Raw genomic sequence first — 26305 nt, forward strand, 5'->3', positions numbered from 1 at the left:
TTATTACGACGCTTCTTCCATTTCTGGTGTTACTACAGTGTATTTTTCCCGGATCAAGGCAATGTCAGCGCCTATTTTCGATTCTGTAACTTCATTAGCTTTGGTATGTTGAGCAACAAATTTCCCCATAAGTGGCGCCATATCTTCACTTACTTTGGTATCCAATACTTTGGCATATAATTGTGTAGTACGGATATTGGTGTGCCCAAGCATTTTAGATACGCTTTCGATAGGTACACCGTTCAATAAAGTTACGGTGGTGCCAAAAGTCCGTTTGGCTATCCGGTTTCCTAATGTTTTATTAACGCCTGAAAGTGCCGCAATTTCAACCAGATATTCGTTCATCTTTTGATTGCTTGAAATTGGTAGAGCCTTGTTGTTATGAAGGCAATAAGGGTGATCTTTGTACTTATCCAGAATGCTTGCCGCTATTGGCAGCAAAGGTATTGCCACCCTTGTATCTGTTTTTTTTCTGTAGGTAAATATCCAACGTTCGCCGTCAACCCCAATACTTACATCGGCTAGTTTAAGTTTTTGAACATCTGCATAAGAAAGTCCGGTATAACAACTGAACAGGAAAAAGTCACGTACCTGCGATAACCTTGTGGTAGTAAACTGTTTTTCGGTGATCTTATGCAATTCATCTGCGGTTAAAAATTCCCTGTGGACAGGTTTTGATTTAAGCGTATGCCCAAAGAAAGGGTCGGTACTAATCCATTTATACTTCCGGCAGATGCTTACGATCTTTTTGAGATTTTTAATATGCTTATTTGCGGTGTTGGTGTCGTTTTCCTTCACTGTATGAAGGTAGAAGTCGAAACCATCGATAAACTCATGATCTATGCGTTTTACATTGAAATCGGTTCTGTTGTATTTGGCTGCAATATAATCTTCCACATGCCTTTCCAGTACCTCAAATCTTCTAAGCGTTCCAGTCGCATATTCTTCTTTCTCCACCAATGCCTTCATTTTTTCATTGTGGGTTTTAATGGCTTCTAGTATAGTGTGCGCTTTTTCTTCTTTGCCTAAGAATTTGCATTTAACACTATCAGCAGTTATTTCGGCTCCGTCCACGCTTAGCTGGCTATGGGCTGCATAAACTTCCGCTTTCATATTTTCCAGATAGGCATTCAAAGTTTTAACTTCTTCCTTTGTGCCGATGACTTTTCCGGCTTTTGCATTCCACCGCTCCGGCTCGCAATTTCTGCTTGTTGACATTTCCGCACGAATCCCGTCCACCGTAATTCTTAAAAAGATAAAGTAAACAGCCCCTTTTGTGTAGTTCTTTGGCCTTTTCAAAAAGAAAAGCACGCTAAAATTAGTTTTCATAACGATAACATTAAGGTTAAACAAAAATAGCTTTGCAGTTTCATTCACACAAGATGTTCATCTATTAAACTAGTTGAATATCAATGATTTAATACGAATTAGGGGAGTTTGATATTATAAAGAACGACGCTCCGAATGACGCACATTTTATATGCGATTTCGTGCGTATTTTGGCATAACCCGTAAAAGCAAAAACCCTGCAATCATTTGATTTGCAGGGTTTTAGTTCTCTTTGATATTGTTTCTTGTGATCCCGCTGGGATTCGAACCCAGGACCACTACATTAAAAGTGTAATGCTCTACCAGCTGAGCTACGGAATCATTTCCCTTTGTTTAAGGAGGTGCAAATATAGAGATTATAATTAACCATGCAAATCTTTTTTTAAAATAATTATGGTGCTGGTTTTTGTGTTAATTAAATGTTAAGCCAATTGTCTGATTTCTAATTTTCTATCTTTACAAATCACCTTAAAAGATTATTTTACAGCCTTCGGAATAAAGTTTAAAAAAGATTGAAATTGGGCCTTATGCTTGTTTTTATCCAGTTTGAAATAAAACGCACCACGCCTCGAATTGGATTTATCTTTTTCAGTTTGTTTAATTAACAAACCACTGGCAGTGATCTTCCTGATGAAATTTCTATTGTCGATTGGTGCATCATACACCTGTTCGTATAAAGCCTGTAACTGGGGAATGGTGAATTTTTTAGGCAGCAGTTCGAATAAAATAGGGTGGAGGGCTGCCTGATATCTAATTTTATCCATCGCAGCCTGTACCATTATATCATGATCGAAGATTAACTCTGGTACCTCTTTAATTTTAAACCATTCAGCATGGAACTGATCATTAATTTGCGTATTATATTTATTAATGTCGATCAAGGCAAAGTAAACCACAGAAACAGTACGTTCAATCGGGTCACGATCTGGCCGGCCATACGCATGCAGTTGCTCCAGGTAAACATCATGTAAGCCAGTAAGCTCGAGTAAAATCCGTTTAGCGGCGCCATCTAAATCTTCCGCTTCGCCAATAAAACCACCCATTAAACTCCATTGGTCTTTAACAGGTTCTATGGCTCTTTTAATCACCAAGAGTTTGAGCTGGTCGCCATCGTAGCCAAAGATGATGCAATCTACTGCAACAAGAACTGGTTTTTGATTAATATATTTTGCCATTTTTAAAGAGCGTATTTAATTTAATATCATTGTAATCATTAATAAAGCAAAGAATATTGGGATAATCTTCAAATTCTTCGGCACCGTGGGTAGTGGTGAGCACCACACATTTCATGCCTGCATTCAAGGCCGATTCTACACCTTTCGGCGCGTCTTCAAAAACAAGGCAATCTTCTGGCTTTACCTGGATTGCCGCTGCGGCTTTCAGAAATGTTTCCGGGTCTGGCTTGCTGATTTCCACATCATCTGCACTCACGATGGCTTCGAGGTAATGGCGGATTTTTAATCCATCCACCACAAAGTCGATGTTAAAAGGAATGGCTGCAGAGCCAATGGCCATTTTGATGTTGCTTTCTTTGGCACGGTCTAAAAATGTAGCTAGGCCATTAATTAAAGCCAGATGCGGAAAATAACCTTCCTGGTAACGTTTCTCTTTATCGAAGGAAAGTTTTTTAACTTCTTCCTCGCTAAACCTATCTTCGCCAAAAACCCGGGCTAAAACTTCATGATTTTTGCCATACATCTCTTTCTTAACAGTTTCATAATCAAGGTTTGCACCTAAATTGTCATTCATGATCGAACGCCAGGCCAGGGTATGGTATTCCATATCATTAATCATGGTACCATTTAAATCGAATAGAAATGCCTTAGGTTTGAAATTAAGATTATGCATATTGGCGCTAAATTATGAGTTTTTTGATGATGCATCAGGCCATACATCAATATTCTTACAATTATAATTATAATCGTCATGGCAACGATAATATATTTTCTTAATTTAGCCCTAACCAAAATAAATCTTTATGAAAAAAATAATGCTTAATGCAATACCATTAGCAACATTATGTTTAGCCGTTTCGCTGTACTCTTGCAATCCGAAGGCAGATAAAGGCACAGAAGCCACTACGCAAACCGATTCTTTAAAATACAATACCACTATTGATGGCAAAGCCGTTACACTTTATACCTTGAAAAATTCGAATGGGGCTACCGTAACGATTACCAATTATGGTGGGAGAATTGTTTCACTTCTGGTTCCAAATAAAGATGATCAATTAACTGATGTAGTTTTAGGTTACGATAGCATTGGTGCTTACCGTAAAAAAGGCGAACCGTTTTTTGGCGCCCTAATCGGAAGATATGGAAATAGAATAGGCAAGGGTAAATTTAAATTAGAAGGAAAAGATTACCAGTTGCAATTAAATGATGGACCAAATACCCTGCATGGCGGAACTGATGGTTTCTACGCTAAAGTTTGGGATGCTAAACAAGTGGATGGGAAAAAACTCGAATTAAGCTATGTTTCTAAAGATGGTGAGGCTGGTTATCCTGGCAAGCTTGGTGTGAAGGTGGTATATACCCTAACGGATGATAACGCTTTACAGATTGATTATATAGCCACAACGGATAAAACCACGGTTGTGAACTTAACCAATCATGCTTATTTCAATTTGAATGGAGAAGGAAACAAATCTATTTTGGATCATGAATTAACCATTGCCGCTGACGCGATAACTCCCGTGGATTCTACCTTGATCCCCACTGGAAAGTTATTGCCGGTAGCGGGTACTGCTTTCGATTTTAATAAAGCAAAAACCATTGGTAAATCTATTGAAGAAACCAACGAGCAATTGAAATTTGGTAAAGGATACGACCATAATTTTGCATTGAACAAACACGACGATAAAACACCTGTTGCAACGGTGAAAAGCACTCTTACAGGTATTAAAATGGAATTATATACTTCAGAACCTGGTTTGCAATTTTACAGTGGAAACTTTTTAACTGGCGCTGATAAAGATGGTAAAGGTGGAAAATCATATCCATTCCGTTCAGCAATTTGCCTGGAAACACAACATTTTCCAGATGCACCAAACCATGCTAATTTTGCATCGACGGTACTTAAACCAGGTGAAACTTATAAAACCAGCACAACTTATAAGTTTTCTAAGTAAATTAAATCATTAAGGAATATTAAGTCCCATACCATACCTTGGTCGGTGGCTCACCAACGAATGGTTAAATGTTAAAACGAAATAATTTTACTTCATAACAAAAAAGCAAGACTTCGATAGTCTTGCTTTTTTGAATCATGCTATTTTAAAATTTCCATTCCATGGTTAGTGGCTTACCAACCAATTGTTAGCCTCTTTTTGAACAATGCTAATGCAATTCTCTTTTAAGCATTTATGGGTTCAACAATCGCTCCGGAAACTGAGTGATTTTCTCAATGGTTAATTGTTGCATAATCTGGTATAAATGGGTTTTAAACATATTAATCGTATGTTCCCCTCCTTCGTTACCCAAAGCGCCAACACCATACATAAAAGGTCGGCCCATAAAGTTAAATTCTGAGCCAACAGCATGTGCTCTCGCTAAATCTACACCTGAACGGATTCCTCCGTCCATCATGATCTTTATCTTCGATTTATACAAAGGATTGTTTGCCAATTTTATTAGCGAATTGATTGATGATTCGCCAGCATCGATTTGTCTTCCGCCGTGGTTAGAAACAATTACACCATCAGCACCAATTTGAATCGCTGCCTGCATATCTTCATCTGTAGCAATCCCTTTAAGTACTAACGGACCTTTCCACAAATCGCGGATAGCTGCAACTTTTTCAATATCAACCTTGCCCGTAAATGTTCTGTTCATAAATTGCCCCAATTGCGACATATCTAAACCTTTTTCCATGTAAGGTTTTAAGGTAGCAAAAGATGGAATGCCATGTTGCAGGGTTTTAATTCCCCATAAAGGACGTGCAAATGCCTGCAATACATTATTGATTGACGTTTTAGGTGGGATAGACAAACCGCTCTTGATTTCTTTATATCTTAAACCAAATGCAGGTACATCCACCAAGACCACCAAAACCGGGCACTCCACTGCTTTTAAGCGGTTTAAGATATCATCCCTTAAACTATTTTCTGTAGGATGATACAATTGAAACCAGGCTTTCCCTTCCGATACTTCTGCAATCCGCTCGATGCTACTTGTAGATACCGTACTTAAGGTATAAGGTATATCATGTTTGGCTGCAGCTTTTGCCAAAATTTCTGGCGCATTCGGCCACATCAAACCCTGTAAACCTATCGGCGATACGCCAAAAGGAGCGCTGTATTTGCGTCCAAATAGTTCAACAGACATATCGATATCTCCACCAACTCTTAAATAATTAGGTTTAAGGTAAATATTATCGAAGTCGTTTTCGTTTCGTGCTAAATTAAGCCCCTCATTACAACCACCTTCCAGGTAGTCAAAGGCGAATTTAGGGATTCTTGTCTTTGCTTTTCTTCTCAGATCGGCTACAGAAGGGTATTGAGAATTGTAAGGGAATGTAATCTTTTTACTCATATTTATATATTGTCTTGGTCAGATGCCACTTTTAAAAAGCGAAAACTAATCTTTTATATTATATTTTCCATCCTGTTCTATCTGCTATTCCAGGATTTATGATTTTATTTTAGATGTAGTTGATTATTCTCCAGTTTGCGTAATGGGTTTTATATGATGTTTTACATAAATCATTCATAAAAATTACAATGAATGTAGTGGATGTCATGGCGGGGTTTAAGAAGAAATTGCCCTTTATTAATGAAATCACAAATGAGATTGCTTCAATCAATGAAAAATTGATTTCGCAATGACGGACAATCGAAAATATATTCAAATTCCCTAGAGCTTATAAAAAGTCCTGGCATTATCGGTAAAAATTAGTTTCCTTTCTGTGGCGCTAAATCTTTCTGCGTATTTACTCACCAGATGGAACCAATCCTGATAAGGCCTGCTCACCAACACCACTGGCCAATCGCTGCCATACATCACCCGTTCCACACCGAAGTTTTCAAAAACCACATCGAAACAATTAAAAAGCTCAATCTCTTTCCAGTTTTTCCAGTCAGCTTCAGTCAATAAACCAGATACTTTACATGATACATTTGGGTTTTCTGCCAGCAGTTTGATGTTTTGCACCCAGGTTTTTAAATCCTGACTTTTAACATCGGGCTTGCCACAATGATCTAAAACAAATGGCTGATCTGGAACCTGATCAACCATTTTAATGATGCTCCCTAATTGATTGTGGTAACACAACAAATCGTAAGTATAACTGAACTTTTTAAGTTGCTTAATACCGGCAATGAAAGCCGGATCGAGAATAAAATCGGCGCTTTCCGCCTGAAGCACATGTCGCCAGCCTTTTATCTTTTTGAAGTTATTCCAATAAGAAAGCCTGTTGCTGAGTTCAGGGCTTTTAAGATCTATCCAGCCCACAATTCCTTTGATGAGTTCATTTTGATCGGCCAGGGTAAGCAAGAAATCATTTTCTTTTTCTGATTGATTGGCCTGAACGGCAATACATCCAGAAATCTGAAGATCATTGAATATACGGGTAAGATTTTTTGGTGTAAAATCGTGGCGGATTATACTCATCTCTTCCGTAATCCAGTTATCCCTAACCGGATTAAAATTCCAAAAGTGAACGTGGGTGTCTATCATAATTGAGCGTTATAATTGTTGAGGTTTTATAATTTAAATATCTGATCCATTAAAATCCATTTTTCACCAGGTTTTGCCTGAGGTAGTGCCTGCTGGTATTTCCACATCAGGGCTTCCCATTCCTGCACTTTAGGGTTTGCCAAATCAGCCGCAGATTTCTGCTCGAAAGAAAAGTCGTCATTCACTTCCATGATCATAAACAGCCGATTGCCCAATAGGTAAATTTCCAGATCATCAACGTCAGCAGATTGGATGCTTTCTTTAATTTCCGGCCAGATGGCTAAGTGATACTGCTTATATTCGCTAATCAGTTTATCATCATCGATTAAATCGAGTGTGAAACAGTATCGCCTCATGTTATTCTCCATTGTAAGCTTTAGCAGTTTGTTTGCTGGTTCCCAAGCTATCAATACCTAATTCTACTACATCACCTGCCTTTAAATACCAGGGTTCTGGTTTTTGCCCCAATCCAACACCAGCGGGTGTACCTGTAGAGATTACATCTCCAGGTAAGAGAGTCATAAATTGACTGATATACGAAACCATAAAAGGCACATTAAAGATAAAGTTGGATGTATTACCATCCTGCAATGTTTTTCCATTTACAGTTAACCACAGGCGAAGATTGTGTACATCTTCAATTTCATCTGGCGTAGCAATAAAGGGGCCAATTGGTGCAAAGGTATCGCAACTTTTCCCCTTCACCCATTGTCCGTTGCGCTCAATCTGGAATTCGCGTTCACTATAATCATTATGCAATGCATAACCCGCTATGTGATTTAAGGCATCCTCTTCTGAAACATAACTGGCTTTTTTACCGATAACGATCGCCAATTCTACTTCCCAATCGGTTTTTTTACTGTTTTTAGGGATAACCAGGTCATCATTTGGACCAACGATGGCTGAAGTCGCTTTGAAAAATAGAATCGGCTCAGTTGGGATGGCTGCATTGGTTTCTGCTGCATGGTCTTTATAATTTAAACCCACGCAAACTATTTTAGACGGACGGGCTAAGGCAGGACCTAAGCGAACACCTTGATCAACCTGTGGTAAATCTGCTGAGTTGATGTCTCTCTTTAGTTTTTCTAAACCATCGCCACCAAAAAATTCCTCGTTGTAGTCGCTCACCAATGCCGAAACATCGAAATAATTCTCATTGATTATTACACCTGGTTTTTCTGCTCCCGGCTCGCCGAATCTGATTAATTTCATCTTAATTTACTTATAAATGTATTTTAAATTATGTTAGTTGTTCAAGGTGGTAAAACCACCATCAATAGGGTAATCGCAGCCGGTAATAAACGAAGCTTCATCGCTGCATAAATATAAAGCTAAAGCGCCAACTTCTTCTGGCCTGGCCATTCTGCCGATGGGCTGTGTTTTAGATAACTTCTCAAACATTTCATCTATATTATCCGGATAGTTTTTCTGCAAAAAGCCATCTACAAATGGCGTGTGTACCCGGGCAGGCGAAATGGAGTTACACCTGATGTTTTCACTGATGTAATCTTTGGCCACGCTCATGGTCATTGCCTTTACCGCACCTTTCGCCGTACTGTAAGCAAAACGATCTGGCAGACCAATTAACGAAGCGATAGAGGCCATGTTAATGATGACGCCACCACCAGCTGCCCGAAGTTGTGGAATTGCGGCGTATAAACAATTGTAAACTCCTTTCACATTTACTTTCATCACGCGGTCGAAATCAGATTCCTCGGTTGTATCGGCTTTACCAATATGCGCAATACCCGCATTGTTAACCAAAATATTGATTGCACCAATCTGATTAAATACTTCCTTAACATTTTGATGATCAGCAACATCACAGGCGTAACTAAAAGCCTTTCCGCCATTGTTATTGATTTCGGTAAGTGTAGATTCAGCTTGCTCAATGCCGAGTTCCAAAATATGAACTTCAGCACCTTGCTTGGCCAAAATAGTTGCGATCGCTTTGCCAATGCCACTTCCTCCGCCAGTTACTACTGCTCTTTTATTCGTTAATGAAAACATGTTTATAGTTTAAATAATGATTGATTCGATAACCGAAATATAGAAATTAAAAATAATGACAATGTTAATATAAGGTTCATTTTTCGACTGTCTGATAAATGGTTGTAGAACATTAACCGCCTTTAAATAATATTGATTAGATTATAAATACAAATAAAATAAATAATGTTGATTAAACATTTTATCTTCTGATCTAAATCTTTATAAATATGATCATCCTTCCGTTTTGAGTATTTAAGAGGGTTTACCTTGCGGAAATTTTACATAACCCAAATGCTATATTACTTATATTTGAATAATATTTTTATATTTAAATAAATATTTTAACCAAATATCCACTGTGAACCTTGCGAAAGGCTTATGGTGTTAGCATCAGTTTGAATGAGAAAATTTCTATTCCCGTTTTTTTGTACCCTATTGTTTTGGATCTCGTCGATAGTTTCCGTTCATGCACAAAAACAAAAATCAATTATCATTTCTTCAAATAGCAATGAAAGGATTAAGTTCGGTGCCGAACGACTTTCTGAAGCGCTAACAAAAATAGGCTACAAGGTTAGAATTCAGAATCAGCAGAAATTATCAGGAGTTAAGAACGCTATCGTGGTTGGATTGGCAAGCGATAAAGTATATGCGCAATTGCCAAAATCATCAAAAGATAAAGCCATTGCTGCCGGGAAAGAAGGATTTTCCATCACCGAAGGCAAAGACAATGCAATTTATATTTTAGGTGCTGATGCATCAGGCGCTTTATATGGATGCCTGGAACTGATTGATCAGATCAAAACGCAGCAAAAAATACCAACACAAATTGGACTTACCGATCACCCGGAAATGGTGTTGCGTGGTACCTGTATCGGGTTACAAAAACCTGATTATCTTCCCGGTCATGATGTTTACGAATATCCATATACCCCTGAAACTTTTCCCTGGCTATACGATAAAGCTTTGTGGATTAAGTATTTAGATATGATGGTGGAAAACCGTTACAATTCTCTTTACCTGTGGAATGGTCATCCGTTCTCTTCATTAATTAGGCTGAAGGATTATCCATATGCCGTAGAAGTTGATGAGGCAACGTTGAAAAAAAACGAGGAGATCTTTCAATTCCTGACTCACGAAGCAGATAAACGTGGCATCTGGGTGATTCAGATGTTTTATAATATCATCATTCCGAAGCCTTTTGCAGATAAACACGGTTTAAAAACGCAAGACCGGAATCGACCAATCGTGCCGTTGATTGCTGATTATACCAGAAAATCGATCGCTGCTTTCGTAGAAAAATACCCGAATGTAGGTTTGATGGTAGCGCTTGGCGAGGCGATGGAAGGTGTTGGTCAGGATGATATAGACTGGTTTACCAAAACCATTATCCCCGGTGTAAAGGATGGATTAAAAGCGGCCAACATTCAAGGTGAACCACCAATTGTACTGCGGGCACACGATACGGATGCACCTGCCGTGATGAAAGCAGCATTGCCTTTATACAACAATCTTTACACTGAAAATAAGTTTAATGGCGAAGCTTTAACTACATATGGGCCGCGTGGCGCCTGGGCAGAATTGAATAGAAAACTGGCCGCCATTGGAACGGTTAATATTTCTAATGTACACATTTTAGCCAACCTGGAACCTTTCAGATACGGTTCTGCTGATTTTATCCAGAAATCGGTTCTGGCGATGAATAAAATTTATGGTGCCAAAGGATTGCATTTATACCCGCAACACAGTTACTGGGATTGGCCTTATGCTGCTGATGAGGTAAAAGGTAGAATTCTGGAAGTTGATCGCGACTGGATCTGGTACAAGGAATGGGCGAGGTATGCCTGGAAGTCAGAAAGAGATCGTTCGCAGGAAGTTAATTATTGGGGATCAGAATTGGCGAAGAAATATGGTTCGAACCTGGCGGGAGGTAAAGCGATTTTAAATGCCTACGAAGAATCGGGGGAGATTTCGCCGAAGCTGTTGCGAAGATATGGCATTACCGATGGGAACAGGCAAACGCTAACTCTAGGCATGTTGATGACACAATTAATTAACCCTTTCCGCTACGGTTTATTCACCCTGATGTACGAATCTGAGGCACCGGAAGGTGAAATGATCATTGAATACGCTGAAAAAGAATGGAAAAAACAAGGTCATATTGGTGAAACGCCTGTTCAGGTGGCGAAGGAAGTAGTGGAGCATGGAAAAAAAGCTTTGGTTTCAATCAATGAAGCAGCACCTTCGATTACTAAAGATACGGCCGAATTTGCCCGTTTAAAAAATGATATGTATTGCTACGATGCAATGGCCAATTTTTATGCGGAAAAGGTTAAGTCGGCGCTTTGGGTGTTGAGGTATAAATACTCCAACGATGTTACCGATCTAGAAAAAGCACTTCCGTTTTTACAGAAAAGTGTAGCTCATTATGCCGAATTGGTTAAGCTTACAGAACGAAACTATTTGTATGCCAACAGTATGCAAACCAAGCAACGAAAAATCCCAATGCGTGGGGTAGATAAAACATTTATCCACTGGAAAGAAATGTTGCCGGTTTTTACAAAAGAACTGAATCATTTCCAAAAAAGTATCGACTCGTTGAAGTCTGTTAAAGGTAACCCTGTGGCGAAAATCATTCCGTATCAACCTGTAGAAGTAAATGTTTTAAATCAGACTGAAAATTACATCATTGATAAAAATGTAGCCGTTTTTTCTGATACGGCTGTGGTGATTAAAGAAGTTGCAGCACAATTGGTGGGTTTGAAAGGAATCAAGTTATCGAAGGGAAATCAGGTTAATGTTGGAACAGAAATTAAATTTAATACAAAATCGCCAGTGAAGCTTTTGGTAGCATTTTTTAATCAGAAAGACCCTAAATTCCTGGCGCCGCCGCAATTGGAAACTGATGCAAGCGCGAATAATTATGGTCAGTCGGAAATTAAAATTTCTAATGCATTAGTGCTAAATGGTTATGCACCTGCAAACATTCATGCCTACTCTTTTCCGGCAGGAACGCATATGTTAAACTTAGGAAAAGGGGAGTGCTTGGTGTTAGGTTTTATTGATGATCAGCAGGAATTAAGAATATTTAATGCAGGTTTAGATGGCAGAGGAAAGGATATAGATTGGTTATTCGAATGATGAAAAAGAGAAATTTAATTGCTGCAATTGGCTTATCTATTGCAACAATTACTGGTTTTGCACAGCAAAAGGCAAATACGGATCAATTGAAAAAATATGTTGAATATTTCAATTCAGTAGATTCAGAAGCAGTTAAAAATTATATTCCGAATGCACAGGCCTTCGAGTTTCTGGCAGAGCAGGCCCCCTTATTCGAATGTCCGGATCCTGTTTTAGAACAGAATTATTACTACCGTTTATGGACGTTCCGGAAACACCTGGTAAAGAGTCCAGAGGGATTTATTTTTACCGAATTTATAGAGCCTGTAAAACATGCAGGCAAATATAACTCCATCAGCTGTGCTTTGGGGCATCATATTTACGAAGGTCGCTGGTTTAAAGACAATAGCTATTTAAAGGATTACATTAAATTCTGGCTTTACAAAGCTGATGTGGGTCAGAGCAAACAGCGCTTTCACCAATTTAGCAGCTGGATAGATGATGCTGTTTATCAGAATTTTTTGGTAAAACCTGATCAGGGATTTTTGAAAGAAATTCTCCCAGCCCTGGATGCCGATTTTACCAAATGGGAAACCGAGCGACAAAGAAAAAATGGATTATTTTGGCAAAATGATGTAAAAGATGGAATGGAAGAATCCATTAGTGGGTCCAGAAAAGATCAGAATCAACGCCCAACCATTAACAGTTACATGTATGGTAATGCAGTAGCGTTGAATAAAATGGCTGTTTTGCTTGGCGATCAGTCGCTTGCAGATAAATACCAGGCAAAAGCGAATGTGCTAAAAAAACTGGTTCAGGATAGTTTATGGAATGCAAAATCAATGTTTTTCGAAACCAGAAAGGCGAAAGGTGGCTTGGCTAATGTTAGAGAGGCCATCGGTTTTACACCCTGGGATTTCAACTTACCAGATGATCAATCTACTTATGCAAAAGCCTGGGATCAGTTATTGGATACCGCTGGTTTCAAAGCGCCCTGGGGTTTAACCACTGCTGAAAGGAGAGATCCAACTTTTAGAACCCGAGGCTCCGGTCACAGTTGTGAATGGGATGGCGCACTTTGGCCCTTCGCCAGCTCCCAGACTTTGAAAGGACTTGCTAACTTGCTTACCAATTATAAAAAACATGGTAAAATGAATGCCGATGTTTTTTATCAGGAATTGCATCAATACGCCGCTTCTCATGTGAAGAATGGTAGACCTTATATTGGGGAGTACCAGGATGAGAAAACAGGTGAGTGGTTGAAAGGTGATAATCCAAGAAGTAGTTTCTATAACCACTCCACTTTTTGCGATTTAATTATTAATGATCTGATTGGAATCAAACCTCGTCAAGATAATGTGTTGGAGGTTTTTCCATTAATTCCCAAGAACAAATGGAAATGGTTTAAACTGGATAATGTCACTTATCATGATCAATTGGTTACATTGATCTGGGATAAATCAGGTGAGAAATATAAAAAAGGGAAAGGCTTTTTAGTGTTCGTGAATGGTAAGCAGATTTATCAATCAAAAAATTTGAAGCATATTGAGGTTTTGATGAAATAAGGATATTTAAAACTGCATCCATCGTTGGTGGCTCACTAACCATTTAATTAAATCTTACTGTTCGGTGTGTCGCGACCAGGGATTTAGTGATTTACCAACACACCCATGGTTGGTGGCTCACCAACCATTTTAATAAAACGTTAACTATACCGACCAGGGAATAAAAAGAACAAATGAAAAATATTTTAAAATCGATTATTTTCTTATTCGCTACAGTAATTTGCTTATCTGCTAAAGCACAATCTTTTTATAATGTAACCAAATACGGTGCGAAAAACGATAGCAGTAAACTGGCTACTGAAGCCATTAAAAAAGCAATTGATGCCGCTGTTAAAAACGGTGGAGGCACCGTTTATTTTCCCGCGGGGAAATACCTTACTGGTGCAATTCACTTGAAAAGTAACATCACCATTTTTATTGATGCCGGGGCTGAGCTTCATTTTAGTGATAACTTTGACGACTACCTGCCGATGGTTAAAAGCCGTTATGAAGGTGTGGATGTAACCTCATTCTCTCCACTTTTTTATGCTTATAAAGCGGAAAATATTTCGATAATCGGTCGTGGTTTAATTGATGGACACGGCAAAAAATGGTGGGATTTTGTAGAAGGCTACAAAGAAGGACAGCCGCGATCCAAATGGCAAACCACTTTTGATGGCTTAAATAAAGATATTGTGTTGCCTGATGATCCCAGACAAATGCAACGCGGTTTTCTTCGTCCACCGTTTATTCAGACTATGTTTTGCAAAAACGTATTAATCGATGGGATCACCATTCGCAATTCTCCATTTTGGACGGTTAACCCTGAGTTTTGCGAGAACGTAAAAGTTCATGCGGTAACCATCAATAACCCACACTCGCCAAATACCGACGGCATTAATCCTGAATCCTGTAAAAATGTACACATCTCCGATTGCCACATTAGCGTAGGCGATGATTGCATCACGATAAAATCTGGTAAAGATGAACCTGGTAGAAAAATGGCAGTTCCGGCAGAAAATTACGTGATTACGAATTGTACCATGTTATCCGGTCACGGGGGCGTGGTAATTGGAAGCGAAATGTCTGGCGATGTGCGTAAAATCACCATTTCGAACTGTGTTTTCGATGGAACAGATAGAGGTATTCGCATTAAAACGGCAAGAGGTAGAGGCGGTGTGGTGGAAGAAATTCGCGTAAGCAACATCATCATGAAAAATATTAAACAACAGGCCATTGTGCTCGATATGCAATATGCAAAAACCAATGTAGAACCCGTTTCAGCAAGAACGCCAAAATTCAGAAATATCCATTTTAGCAATATTACTGGTCAGGTGAATCAAGCGGCTTACCTAAATGGCCTGGAGGAAATGCCCATTGAAAACATCACCTTCAACGATATAAATATGGATGCTAAAACAGGTTTTAATATCAGCTTTTCTAACAAAATTGAGTTTCATAATGTTCAGGTAAATACAGAAATTGGACCATCGCTCATTGCTTCAAAAGTAAATAACCTGGTTATTGATGGTGTAAAAACTTATCAGCCACGTGCTGATGCGGCGGTGATAGATTTGCGAAATGTAACGGATGTATTCTTATACAACGCCTTTCCAACAAAGGAAACTGGAACCTATTTAAAGCTAAGTGGTGCAGCAACTAAAAACGTTACTTTAGGAAATAACAATTTTAAAAACGTAAGTGCAGCGGTTAAGAAAGAACAGGACGTTTCGGAATCAATAAATGTTATCTCTGGTGATAAAGGCCAGTAAATCTTATTTTATGATGTGGCCAAAAAGAAATTCACTACTGCTTTTTATTTTAATACGATGTGCATCCACCTCACTTTATGCACAGGATGGGAATCAAACGCTTTGGTATATTAAACCAGCAGAAAAATGGACAGATGCTTTGCCTATTGGAAATGGACGCTTAGGTGCCATGATTTTTGCTGGCATAGAGGATGATCATATCCAGTTCAATGAAGAAACTTTATGGACGGGAAAACCACGGAATTACAATCGAAAAGGTGCATCGAAGTACCTGCCCGAAATTAGAAAATTGCTTTTTGAAGGTAAACAGAAAGAAGCCGAAACGCTGGCACAGGCACAATTTATGGGACTGCAAAGTGAAGCCGGCAACCGTGAAGCCTGGCTAAAAGAAATGAAAGCAGGGAAGGGTATCTCAGGAAATCCAGCTTCCGCTAACTATGATGATCGGCTTTGGAAAACACTAAAAGTTCCGGCTTATGAAGGTTGGGAAACGGTTGGACTTAAAAATTTAGATGGTGCTGTTTGGTTTAGAACCACGATTGATGTATCACAAGACTGGGTTGGAAAGGATTTGGTTTTAGACCTGAATAAAATTTTTGATCAGGATTTTACTTACGTTAACGGCAGTTTGGTTGGTCATACAGAAGGTACAGAAGCAAGAAAATATACCATCCCGGCAAAACTGGTTAAGGCCGGAAAAAATACCATTGCCATTCAGGTTTTTAATTTTTACGATCGTGGAGGGATTGGTGGTTATAAAGATGTAAGCAAGCCTATCGGAATTTATCCTGTTGGGTCAACAGTAGAGAAAGGAATTTCGCTGGTTAAGGAATGGAAATATAAAATTCAAAACGATGCTCCGCCAGCAGTTCCCCAATATCAGGCGAGTTATCAGCCATTTGGCGACTTAAATCTTAAATTCGATTATGGTAAATCACAGGTGTCAAATTATAAGAGATCGCTGGATTTAACAAAGGCCATAGCCAAAACTTTCTACACCGTAAATGGGATTGATTATCAAAGAACTTATCTGGCCAGTCAGCCGAATCAAGCCATAATTATTCATTTAACAGCGAACAAAAAGGCATCAATAAGTTTCAATGCGGCACTTTCCAGCGTTCACCAAAACTCCACTGTTAAGGTATTAAACGATCATAGTATTTCACTTTCTGTACAGGTAAAAGATGGTGCGTTACATGGGAAAAGTCGTTTAACTGCTGTAATCAAAAATGGTGTTATTCAAGTACAAAACAATCAAATCAGCATCCAAAAAGCGGATGAAGTTACCTTATACTTAACAGCCGGAACAAATTTCATCAATTCAAATGATGTTTCTGGCGATCCTACTACGGCCATAACTAAAGCTCTAAATTCGATAAAAGGAAAAACTTATGCCGATATAGCGCAACAACATGTTAAGGAGTATCAGCAATATTACAACACTTTTAAAGTAGATTTCGGAAGATCGGCAAATGAAAAGCTGCCAACAGATGAACGATTGCGTCAATTTGCGACAGCCAATGATCCTGGTTTTGCTGCACTTTACATGCAATATGGGCGCTATTTATTAATTTCCAGTTCCCGACCCGGTACGCAGCCTGCTAATCTTCAGGGAATCTGGAACGATTTGCTTGCGCCACCCTGGGGGAGTAAATACACCACCAACATTAACCTGGAAATGAATTACTGGCCAGCCGAGCTCCTGAATCTGTCTGCTTTAAATGATCCCTTATTTCAAAAAATAAAAGGTTTGGCAAAAGCCGGAACCACAACTGCGAAAGAATATTACAACGCAAACGGCTGGGTTTTACATCACAATACTGATTTATGGAATGGAACATCGCCCATCAATGCATCGAATCATGGTATCTGGGTAACCGGAGGCGGTTGGTTAAGTCAGCATTTGTGGGAGCACTACCAATTTATGCAAGATCAAAACTTCTTAAAGAATGAGGCTTATCCATTGATGAAACAAGCAGCACTCTTTTTTGAAGATTTCCTGGTGAAAGATCCGAAAACAGGCTGGTTAATCAGCACTCCATCTAATTCGCCAGAAAATGGCGGCCTGGTGGCTGGACCAACAATAGATCATCAGATTATCCGGTCGCTGTTTAAAAATTGTATTGCTGCTGCGCGTGTTCTAAATGTTGATGAATCTTTTAGAAAGTCACTTCAGGAGAAAATCATGCAGATTGCCCCAAATCAAATTGGCAAATACGGACAGTTGCAGGAATGGCTGGAAGATAAAGATGATACCACCAATAAACACCGTCATGTATCGCATTTGTGGGGCGTTTACCCGGGGAATGATATTGCCTGGGATCAGGATTCGAAAATGATGAACGCTGCGAAGCAATCGCTTTTGTACAGGGGAGATGACGCGACGGGCTGGAGCCTGGCCTGGAAAATTAATTTTTGGGCAAGATTTAAAGATGGTGACCATGCCATGAAGCTGATAAAAATGTTGATGAAACCTGCAGGTACAGGCGCAGGATCTTACGTAAATTTATTTGATGCCCATCCACCGTTTCAAATTGATGGAAATTTTGGTGGAGCAGCTGGCATCGCCGAAATGATTGTTCAAAGTCACCAGGGATATATTGATATTTTACCAGCGCTTCCAGGTGCCATTCCGACAGGAGAAATTAAAGGGCTAAAAGCCAGAGGCGGTTTTGAAGTAGATTTAAGTTGGAGCGATGGAAAACTGACCGCACTTCAGATTAAATCGAAAGTTGGAGGCAAGTGCAAAGTGAAATATCTGAATGAAGAAATGGAAATGGATACCAAAGCTGGAGATAGCTATAAATTGAATGGAGAATTGAAACTATATTAAGTCATCATTGCGAGGCACGAAGCAATCTCTTCAAGTTAGATTGCTTCGTGCCTCGCAATGATGAGCAGGGCTAAAACTATGAATAATATAAAAGCATTACTTATTATTTTTTTTCTGCTTTCACTATCGAAAGCATATACTCAAGGCGTTCGTAAAGATATTTCCCTTAACGCCAATTGGGAAACCATTGCCGATGAAAAAGATATAAACGCTCACGATGGTTTTCAAGCAAATAATTACAAAATCAATAACTGGAAAAAAGTAAATGTTCCGCATAACTGGGATCAATACGAAGGTTATCAGCGGAAGCTTCACGGCAATAAACATGGTTATGCCTGGTATCGTAAAACCTTTAAAAGCAATGAAATCAAAAATGGCAAACGTTTCTTTTTGTATTTCGAAGGTGTTGGTTCTTATGCTACTGTTTGGCTGAATGGCAAACAGGTTGGCTATCATCCTGGCGGAAGAACCACGTTTACACTTGATGTTACTGATGTAATCAAACTAAAAAATGAAGATAATGTATTGGCGGTCAGGGCGGATCATCCGGCGAATATTCAGGATTTGCCCTGGGTAGATGGTGGTTGCTCAACCGAAAGGGGATTTTCTGAAGGTTCGCAGCCTATGGGGATTTTCAGACCTGTTCATCTCATGGTAACCAACGAAACCAGAATTGAGCCATTCGGTGTTCACATCTGGAATGACAATAATATTTCAGAAAAATCAGCTGTTTTAAATTTTACCACAACGGTTAAAAATTATTCTGCGAAAAGCAAGACTGTTACTGTTTTGAATCAATTGATCGATGTGAGTGGGAAAGTTATTAAGGAATTAAAGAACAAGATCAATATTCAATCCGGTAAGGAAATTGAATTGGCTCAAAAGACTAACGAAATCATTAATCCAAAACTTTGGTCGTTAGAAAACCCATATTTATACACCTTAAAAACTTCGATTATAGAGAATGAAAAAGTGGTTGACGAATTGAAAACACCATATGGCATCCGCTGGATCAGCTGGCCTATTGGAGAACAAGCGAATCAAAAAGTTTTTTTGCTAAATGGAAAACCTGTTTTTATCAATGGTATTGCAGAGTACGAACATTTAATCGGTAACAGCCATGCCTTTACAAATGAACAGATTTCTTCAAGGGTAAGGCAGATCAAAGCAGCTGGTTTTAATGCTTTTCGGGATGCACACCAGCCACATAATTTGTTGTATTCTGATTATTGGGATAAGGAAGGGATCTTATGCTGGACGCAACTGGCGGCACATATCTGGTATGATACGCCAGCATTTAGATCAAACTTCAAAAAGCTTTTAATCGATTGGGTAAAGGAACGTAGGAATAGTCCGGCAGTGGTTTTATGGGGTTTGGAAAATGAAAGTACCTTGCCCGAAGATTTTGCGAAAGAGTGTTCCGAACTGATTCGGAAACTCGATCCAACGGCCTCCTCACAAAGAAAGGTAACTACCTGCAATGGTGGAAAAGGTACAGATTGGGATGTACCGCAAAACTGGACAGGCACTTACGGTGGCGATCCGTTAACCTATGGTGCAGATTTGCAAAGGCAGGTTTTAGTAGGAGAGTATGGTGCCTGGCGAACCATCGATTTACATCATTTAGCTGCTAACGAAAAAGGTTATTCGGAAAACAAAATGACCGATTTAATGGAAACGAAAGTGCGTTTGGCAGAAACGGTGAAAGATAAAACGGCTGGTCATTTCTTTTGGTTGTATAGCTCGCACGATAATCCGGGTCGGGTGCAGGGTGGCGAAGGCTTGCGGGATCTGGATCGAATTGGTCCTGTGAATTACAAAGGCATGTTCACCCCATGGGAAGAACCGACTGATGTTTTTTATATGTTCAGGGCCAATTATGCACCAAAGGAAACCGAACCAATGGCTTATATCGTTTCCCATACCTGGCCAAACCGTTGGAGCAAACCCGGCGTGAAAGATAGCATCGTGGTGTATTCAAACTGCGATGAAGTTGAACTTTTTAATGATATTGATGGTGAATCACTAGGGAAACAGAAACGCGGTGTAATCGGAACGCATTTCCAGTGGAATAAGCCAAACATCAAATACAATGTACTCTATGCGGTAGGTTATGTGAATGGAAAAGCTGTTGTAAAAGATCAAATTGTGTTGAACAATCTTCCGAAATCTCCAAATTTTAACCGTTTGGTGAGCAATACAAACATCTTGAATCCTCAGAAAAATTATAATTATTTATACCGCTTAAATTGTGGCGGACCATCTTATCAGGATCATTTAGGTAACAAATGGTTGGCCGATCAGCAATTATCTTCCAACACTAAAAATTACGGTTCAACTTCATGGACGGCTGCATTTCCAGGCGTTCCGGCTTTTTTTGCCAGCCAGCGAAGAACTTTTTCTCCAATTGAAGGTACGCAGGATTGGAAACTTTTTCAATCATTCAGATATGGGAGAGATCAGTTGAAATTTAGTTTTCCTATACCTATTGATCGAGAATATCTGGTAGAACTGTATTTTATCGAGCCCTGGTTGGGCATTGGTGGCGGAATGGATGCCGAAAAAATGAGGTTGTTTGATGTTGCAATTAATGATCAAACGGTTTTAAAAGATGTAGATATCTGGAAATCGGTGGGTACAAACAGCGTGTTGAAGAAAATAGTAAAGGTGAAAGTAAAGGCAGGCGAGTTGGTGGTTTCCTTCCCGCAGGTTAAAGTTGGACAGGCTCTTGTTTCGGCCATCGCAATCGCTTCTTTAGATAAAGGAATAAAAATAGGCGCACAAAGTAATTCAATTTTTAAGCTTGCAGATGAAAAGCATTTTCAGGCTAAAAGCTGGATGGATATTGGCGACCAGCAATTTTTTAACAATGAAAAGGAATTTACGCAACTTCCCCCAAATCTTTATGGCGCAGAATGGATTCAGAAATCAGCTGTCGAGGCTCATCCTGAATTGAAATTTCAGGTAAATGAGATTGCCGATGTCTTTGTTGCGATGAATCAGCAATCTAAAGTTCCTGCAGGATATGAAGATACCAAAACGAAAATCGAGAACAGCGAACGCGAAGCGTTTAATGTCTATCGTAAAAGATTTCTAAAAGGGGATAATGTAGTTCTGAATGGCGATTTCTCTATCATAGCGGTTATACCACCAAGCAATTTAGAACCCGCTTATGATTTAAAAACAGTGGCTACTTACAAGGCGACTGATGCATCATTAAGCGGCCAGAGCATTGTTAAGGCAGAATTAATGGGGAAACCAAGAGTGACTTTTACAGAAGGCAAAGGCGGGGTTTTGGAATGGAAGATAGGTGTTGGTGTGGCTGATACCTATTCGCTTACTATTAAATACCACAATCCATTTAAGCAGGTTTTAAAGGCAAAAATGGAATTTTTATCCGCTGATGGAACGTTGATGAAAACTGAATTGTTGGAGTTTGTACCAACCAAAGAGGGCAAATGGAATTATATCAATACTAATACGGGCAGCATGATCAATGCCGGGAGTTATAAAGTTCGACTGATTGCAACAGATGCAAAAGGACTTACTATCGATGCATTGGATGTTCAATAAAGTATGAACTTATATCGTTAAATCATTAAACAATTAAATCTTATTTATTTTTATATGAATAATTTGTTTATTAATGAATTTATTATGACCTTAAACAATTGAATGCTACAAGATGAATTTCTATTCATTACTGTATTCGAAATCTAACCAAAAAATAAAAATCAAATGATGAGATTATCAGTTTTAGCTTTATTGCTATGCATTACAAATCTGGCGAACACCTTTGCCCAGCAAATGACTGCCGAAGAAAAATTAAAATACGAAAAGGAGATTACCGAAAGGGCGGGTAAAATAGTGATGGGTTTAGGAATAGCAGATCAGCGGAAATCTGATAAGGTGAGGGATATCATCAAAGATCAATACAGCAACCTGAACGATATCCATTCGGCGAGAGATTTGAAAGTTAAACAAATAAAAGAACAGCAAAAAGATAATAAAGTGGAGCGTGACTCTGCTTTGGCAAAAGAAAACCGCAATACAGAAACTGCTTTAAGTAAGCTTCATAAAAAATACATGGCTAAGCTTTCGGCTCAACTGACTACCGAGCAGGTAGATTTAGTGAAAAACGGAATGACCTATAATGTATTGCCAATTACCTACAAAGCTTATCAGGAAGAAATTCTGACATTAACTGAAGATCAGAAAAAACAAATCCTGGTTTGGTTAACAGAGGCCCGAGAACACGCTATGGATGCAGAATCATCAGATAAAAAACATGCCTGGTTTGGAAAGTATAAAGGAAAAATCAATAACTATTTATCTGCCGCAGGTTACGATCTTAAAAAAGAAGGTATTGCCTGGGAGCAAAGACGTAAAGCCAAGGCCCAAACGAATTAAATATTCTTTTGGGAGATGAAAAATCATCTCCCAATTTTTTTACACTTTTTTATTTAAGAATGTTGCATTTATATATGAATTTTATTCTTACCTTGGATCATAGTTTTAGAACAGTAGTTTTCTTTACGCTGATATTTTTTAAAGGTTTGATTATGTACGTCATTGTCTTACCTGATTTAACAGCTTAAACTGCTTTTTAAAACTAAGTTTCTAACCAGAAAAATGTAACCAAGAATTAAGATGAGCCATTGATCCCATGTTATAAAAAGATTTTATTGATCTGATTTATAACTTTCATTTCTCTTCTACGGAAAAATTTAAAAGCAATATCATACTTAGTAGCCACTAATTAACCGACAGAAATAAACCAGTTCTGGATCGTGAATTTTTAGCCAAACTAACTAATGTTGAATAAGTAACTAACCAAATATAAAAATGAACTTAAAATTTTTACGCAAAATTTCTTTGTCCTTTCTGCTGATGATCGTAGCGAGTACAATGCTATTTGCCCAGGAAAGAAAGGTAACCGGAAAGGTTGTCGATCAAGCAGACGGGCAGGGAATTCCCGGAGTAAATGTAAGTATCAAAGGCATCCCGAGCAATGTGAGCACGAATGCGGATGGTATGTATACGATCCAGGTGAAGAGCAACACTGATGTATTGGTGTTTTCTTATATTGGATATGCCAGGCAACAAATTACGGTCGGCACACAAACATCGGTAAATGTAAGATTAACATCAGATAATAAAAATCTGGAAGATGTGGTTGTGGTGGGTTACGGTACACAGAAACGGACCTCTTTAACAGGAGCAGTGGTAGATATCAAAGCTTCAGAAATTGAAGATTTACCAGGTACCAATGTGGCTGCTGCTTTAAGTGGTCGTTTGTTAGGGGTTGGTGTGAGTGGCGGTATTGCTCGTCCGGGTGTTCCTGCAAAAATTACAATTAGAAATCCCAATAATATTTTCTCAAAAGATGGTGGCAGTACAGATCCGTTATATGTAATTGATGGTGTAATCCAGATTGATGGACAGGGCAAGCCTGATGCAACCAATTTTGGAAATTTAGATGCATCTGAAATTGAAAGCATGTCGTTCTTAAAAGATGCCTCAGCAGCAATTTATGGTACGCGTGGTGGTAATGGAGTAGTTTTAGTAACCACCAAACGTGGGAAAACCGGAAAGCCTAGGATTAGCTACAGTGGTTCTTATGCGGTAAACGACGAAGCTTATCGTACCAAAATGATGAGTGCTTATGAGTTTGGTCAGTATTTTAACATCATGAATGGTCCGAATGGTGGTAACAAACAGCCTGGGGTGGATAATTTTTTCACACCGGATGAGTTGGAGCATTTCAAAAATATCAATTATGATAGATTGGAGGATGCATGGAAATCTGCTTATGATTTACGCCATACCTTAAGTATAAGTGGTGGTGCCGATAGGGCAACTTATTTTGCAAATGCATCTTATAATAAACAAACCGGAAACTTAGCGACTTTAAATTATAACAGATGGAATTTCAGGGCAGGAACAGATGTAACGGTAACAACTAATTTCAAAGTGGGTATTCAGGTTTCTGGTAATAATGGAGATCTTGTCAAAACATTCAATAAAGTATCTGGCGAAGGGGTTGAGGATGATTACAGAAATCTTTTGCTTGCACCAAGATATGTGCCTGATTATATCAATGGTTTACCGGTGAAGTTACCGGGAACAACCAATGATTTATCCAGATACCACTTTGGAGAAATTGACAGGTTGAACAATTTAGCAACTACAAAATCGAATTTATTTACCGTAAACGCTTATGCGGAATATGAACTGCCATTTGCGAAGGGTTTAAAAGCAAGAATGGCCTATGCCAGGAATACCGGGAACTCGGTAGGAGACCAGGTTGGTACCTTCTATACCCTTTATGAGTTTAATAGATTAGGCGAAAATAAACATATTTACGAAGGTGCTACGGTATTAAGTCCGTTAAGGGTTACCAATGGCGATCGTTTATATTATGTCAATACGAACCAAAAAAGCGAGCAAACCAATTTTGTGCTAAACTATGCCAGAGAATTTGGTAAACACTCGGTAAGTGGTTTATTTACGGTGGAGAAATCAGAATCAGAAAATAGCCAGCAGGTTGTTTTTAAGGCTGGTCCTATAGCGGCAACCAATGGTCAGTTTAATTCTGCAACTGGCGCAATTGATGGCTCAACATCTGCTAATGAAGCCGGAACCTTATCCTATGTTGGTCGCGCAAACTATGCCTATGCCAACAAATACCTGGCAGAATTCTTATTCAGAACAGATGCCTCTACCAAATTTGCACCCGAAAACTATTGGGGTAAATTCTATTCAGGATCTGTTGGATGGGTAATCTCTGAAGAAAGTTTTTTCAAAGTGCCAGCAGTTAACTATTTGAAATTAAGATATGCTTTTGGTGTTTTAGGTAACGATCAAACCAAGCCTTGGTTATGGCGTCAGCGCTATACTTTCCAGGATGGTAAAGGTGCGGTATTTGGTGGGAATACTGGTGCTACCACAGGTTTCAAAATGGAAGCAGCGCCTAACAGAGATGCAACCTGGAGTACAGAATACAAAAACAACGTTGGTATCGATGCTAAATTCTTGAAAAATCGTTTAAGCGTAAATGTGGAAGGTTATTATAACATGGCCAGAAATATTTTGATAGAACCAACGGCAAGTCTTCCAGTAACTATTGGTGGTACCGTGGCTTCAGTAAACTTTGGGTCAGCAGATTTCTTTGGTTACGAACTTGGCATTTCATGGGATGATAAAATCGGTTCTGATTTCAATTATGGCGTAAGCGCCCGTTTTGGATGGAGTGATGATAAAGTGAAAATCAGCAATTTTAATGCTAATGATAATTTAAAACCTTGGTTAGCTAAACCAAACGAATCATCAGATAATGGTAAGTGGGGATATGACTATTTAGGAATGTTTAAAACACAGGATGAGGTGACCAACTACATTAACCAATATAAAATCACTCAGGTATTTGGTACGCCAGTAGCGCAGTTAAGACCAGGAACGCTTTATTATAGAGATGTGAGAGGTCAGTTACAATCTGATGGTACTTTTGGTGCTCCAGATGGCATTATCGATGAAAATGATCAGGTTCAACTATCAAAAAAATCACAAAATCATTACGGTTTTGGTATTACTTTAAAAGCTGGTTATAAAGGTTTTAGTGTAGATGCCGTAATTGCTGGTTCATTCGGTGGATGGGCAGAAATCGATGAAAGGAAAGCTTTGAACGTTTCCATTGCCAGAAATTTTACCAGTCTGCCAAATATCTGGGGTAATATTTACGATCCGGTTATTAATCCCGAAGGTACTATGCCTAATCCTAATTTCGCAGATATTAGCTTAACACCAACATCTAATTTTTATAAGGTAAGTGCTTTCAGAATCCGCATTCCAAGTTTTAATGTAAACTACACCCTGCCAAAAACAATTGTAGAGAAGTTAAAAATTAACAATGCAAGGGTGTTTGTCTCTGCTTTAAATCCGGTTAATCTTTATAACCCATATAGTTACAAAGGTCCGGATGGTGCGTGGGATGCTTACCCAAATTTAAGAACACTATCCTTCGGACTTAACCTGACCTTATAA

General features: G+C 38.9%; 16 protein-coding genes and 1 tRNA gene. 8 read left to right on the forward strand and 9 right to left on the reverse strand.

All coding sequences use genetic code 11. From position 1 onward, the window contains the following. Positions 1-3 precede the first annotated feature (3 nt). The 4 genes from ACN1CD_RS04150 to ACN1CD_RS04165 form a co-directional block, all read right to left on the reverse strand. Positions 4-1329 carry a site-specific integrase gene (locus tag ACN1CD_RS04150; RefSeq protein WP_419129001.1) on the reverse strand — a complete coding sequence of 442 codons (1326 nt, stop codon included), beginning with the start codon at positions 1327-1329 and terminating at the stop codon, positions 4-6. A 248-nt stretch (positions 1330-1577) separates the two neighbouring features. After that, a tRNA-Lys gene (locus tag ACN1CD_RS04155) sits at positions 1578-1650 on the reverse strand. 155 nt (positions 1651-1805) lie between these two features. Next, entirely contained in the window at positions 1806-2504 is a 699-nt protein-coding gene (locus tag ACN1CD_RS04160; protein ID WP_419129002.1) for an NUDIX hydrolase, read from the reverse strand. After that, positions 2488-3177 carry an HAD family hydrolase gene (locus tag ACN1CD_RS04165; RefSeq protein ID WP_419129003.1) on the reverse strand — a complete coding sequence of 230 codons (690 nt, stop codon included), beginning with the start codon at positions 3175-3177 and terminating at the stop codon, positions 2488-2490. Before ACN1CD_RS04165 ends, ACN1CD_RS04160 begins: the two co-directional genes overlap by 17 nt. A 130-nt stretch (positions 3178-3307) precedes the next feature. Here ACN1CD_RS04165 and ACN1CD_RS04170 point away from each other — a divergent pair, with 130 nt between their 5' ends. Further along, positions 3308-4459, forward strand: a complete 1152-nt coding sequence (locus tag ACN1CD_RS04170) for an aldose epimerase family protein (protein WP_419129004.1) — start codon at positions 3308-3310, stop codon at positions 4457-4459. Positions 4460-4691: 232 nt separating this feature from the next. Here ACN1CD_RS04170 and ACN1CD_RS04175 read toward each other — a convergent pair whose 3' ends face one another. From ACN1CD_RS04175 to ACN1CD_RS04195, 5 genes are all read right to left on the reverse strand, one after another. Beyond that, a complete protein-coding gene (locus ACN1CD_RS04175; RefSeq protein ID WP_419129005.1) occupies positions 4692-5861 on the reverse strand; it encodes an alpha-hydroxy acid oxidase in 1170 nt (389 codons plus the stop codon). Positions 5862-6182: 321 nt separating this feature from the next. Continuing rightward, a complete protein-coding gene (locus tag ACN1CD_RS04180; protein ID WP_419129006.1) occupies positions 6183-7004 on the reverse strand; it encodes an amidohydrolase family protein in 822 nt (273 codons plus the stop codon). A 26-nt stretch (positions 7005-7030) separates the two neighbouring features. After that, entirely contained in the window at positions 7031-7360 is a 330-nt protein-coding gene (locus ACN1CD_RS04185; RefSeq protein WP_419129007.1) for an L-rhamnose mutarotase, read from the reverse strand. Between the two features lies 1 nt (position 7361). Next, positions 7362-8216: a fumarylacetoacetate hydrolase family protein gene (locus tag ACN1CD_RS04190; RefSeq protein WP_419129008.1), complete on the reverse strand. Its 855-nt coding sequence runs from the start codon at positions 8214-8216 to the stop codon at positions 7362-7364. A gap of 33 nt (positions 8217-8249) precedes the next feature. Further along, on the reverse strand, positions 8250-9014 hold the full coding sequence (locus tag ACN1CD_RS04195) for an SDR family NAD(P)-dependent oxidoreductase (protein WP_419129009.1): 765 nt from the start codon (positions 9012-9014) through the stop codon (positions 8250-8252). Between the two features lie 381 nt (positions 9015-9395). On the opposite strand from ACN1CD_RS04195, the gene ACN1CD_RS04200 reads away from it, so the two are divergent. From ACN1CD_RS04200 to ACN1CD_RS04230, 7 genes are all read left to right on the forward strand, one after another. Further along, entirely contained in the window at positions 9396-12134 is a 2739-nt protein-coding gene (locus tag ACN1CD_RS04200) for a hypothetical protein (protein WP_419129010.1), read from the forward strand. Next, positions 12131-13678 carry an MGH1-like glycoside hydrolase domain-containing protein gene (locus ACN1CD_RS04205; protein ID WP_419129011.1) on the forward strand — a complete coding sequence of 516 codons (1548 nt, stop codon included), beginning with the start codon at positions 12131-12133 and terminating at the stop codon, positions 13676-13678. The genes ACN1CD_RS04200 and ACN1CD_RS04205 overlap by 4 nt, the downstream gene beginning before the upstream one ends. A 173-nt stretch (positions 13679-13851) precedes the next feature. Continuing rightward, positions 13852-15429 carry a glycoside hydrolase family 28 protein gene (locus ACN1CD_RS04210; protein ID WP_419129012.1) on the forward strand — a complete coding sequence of 526 codons (1578 nt, stop codon included), beginning with the start codon at positions 13852-13854 and terminating at the stop codon, positions 15427-15429. Positions 15430-15439: 10 nt separating this feature from the next. Beyond that, positions 15440-18262, forward strand: coding sequence for a glycosyl hydrolase family 95 catalytic domain-containing protein (locus tag ACN1CD_RS04215; RefSeq protein WP_419129013.1), 2823 nt, complete (start codon positions 15440-15442; stop codon positions 18260-18262). 78 nt (positions 18263-18340) lie between these two features. After that, complete coding sequence (locus tag ACN1CD_RS04220; RefSeq protein ID WP_419129014.1) at positions 18341-21835, forward strand: malectin domain-containing carbohydrate-binding protein; 3495 nt, start codon at positions 18341-18343, stop codon at positions 21833-21835. Between the two features lie 165 nt (positions 21836-22000). Then, the gene (locus ACN1CD_RS04225) at positions 22001-22672 is read left to right on the forward strand and encodes a DUF3826 domain-containing protein (RefSeq protein ID WP_419129015.1); all 672 of its coding nucleotides are present in this window, start codon (positions 22001-22003) and stop codon (positions 22670-22672) included. Positions 22673-23107: 435 nt separating this feature from the next. Beyond that, positions 23108-26305: a SusC/RagA family TonB-linked outer membrane protein gene (locus tag ACN1CD_RS04230; protein ID WP_419129016.1), complete on the forward strand. Its 3198-nt coding sequence runs from the start codon at positions 23108-23110 to the stop codon at positions 26303-26305.

It is taken from the genome of Pedobacter sp. N23S346, assembly GCF_048515415.1.
Classification (GTDB): Bacteria; Bacteroidota; Bacteroidia; order Sphingobacteriales; family Sphingobacteriaceae; genus Pedobacter.

Bases quoted from the DNA above. Each gene is read 5' to 3' on its own strand.
- ACN1CD_RS04205 (WP_419129011.1), top strand. From the start codon at position 12,131: ATGATGAAAAAGAGAAATTTAATTGCTGCAATTGGCTTATCTATTGCA.
- ACN1CD_RS04215 (WP_419129013.1), top strand. From the start codon at position 15,440: ATGATGTGGCCAAAAAGAAATTCACTACTGCTTTTTATTTTAATACGA.
- ACN1CD_RS04175 (WP_419129005.1), bottom strand. From the start codon at position 5,861: ATGAGTAAAAAGATTACATTCCCTTACAATTCTCAATACCCTTCTGTA.
- ACN1CD_RS04150 (WP_419129001.1), bottom strand. From the start codon at position 1,329: ATGAAAACTAATTTTAGCGTGCTTTTCTTTTTGAAAAGGCCAAAGAAC.
- ACN1CD_RS04180 (WP_419129006.1), bottom strand. From the start codon at position 7,004: ATGATAGACACCCACGTTCACTTTTGGAATTTTAATCCGGTTAGGGAT.
- ACN1CD_RS04200 (WP_419129010.1), top strand. From the start codon at position 9,396: ATGAGAAAATTTCTATTCCCGTTTTTTTGTACCCTATTGTTTTGGATC.
- ACN1CD_RS04220 (WP_419129014.1), top strand. From the start codon at position 18,341: ATGAATAATATAAAAGCATTACTTATTATTTTTTTTCTGCTTTCACTA.
- ACN1CD_RS04190 (WP_419129008.1), bottom strand. From the start codon at position 8,216: ATGAAATTAATCAGATTCGGCGAGCCGGGAGCAGAAAAACCAGGTGTA.
- ACN1CD_RS04230 (WP_419129016.1), top strand. From the start codon at position 23,108: ATGAACTTAAAATTTTTACGCAAAATTTCTTTGTCCTTTCTGCTGATG.
- ACN1CD_RS04160 (WP_419129002.1), bottom strand. From the start codon at position 2,504: ATGGCAAAATATATTAATCAAAAACCAGTTCTTGTTGCAGTAGATTGC.
- ACN1CD_RS04185 (WP_419129007.1), bottom strand. From the start codon at position 7,360: ATGAGGCGATACTGTTTCACACTCGATTTAATCGATGATGATAAACTG.
- ACN1CD_RS04225 (WP_419129015.1), top strand. From the start codon at position 22,001: ATGATGAGATTATCAGTTTTAGCTTTATTGCTATGCATTACAAATCTG.
- ACN1CD_RS04210 (WP_419129012.1), top strand. From the start codon at position 13,852: ATGAAAAATATTTTAAAATCGATTATTTTCTTATTCGCTACAGTAATT.
- ACN1CD_RS04195 (WP_419129009.1), bottom strand. From the start codon at position 9,014: ATGTTTTCATTAACGAATAAAAGAGCAGTAGTAACTGGCGGAGGAAGT.
- ACN1CD_RS04165 (WP_419129003.1), bottom strand. From the start codon at position 3,177: ATGCATAATCTTAATTTCAAACCTAAGGCATTTCTATTCGATTTAAAT.
- ACN1CD_RS04170 (WP_419129004.1), top strand. From the start codon at position 3,308: ATGAAAAAAATAATGCTTAATGCAATACCATTAGCAACATTATGTTTA.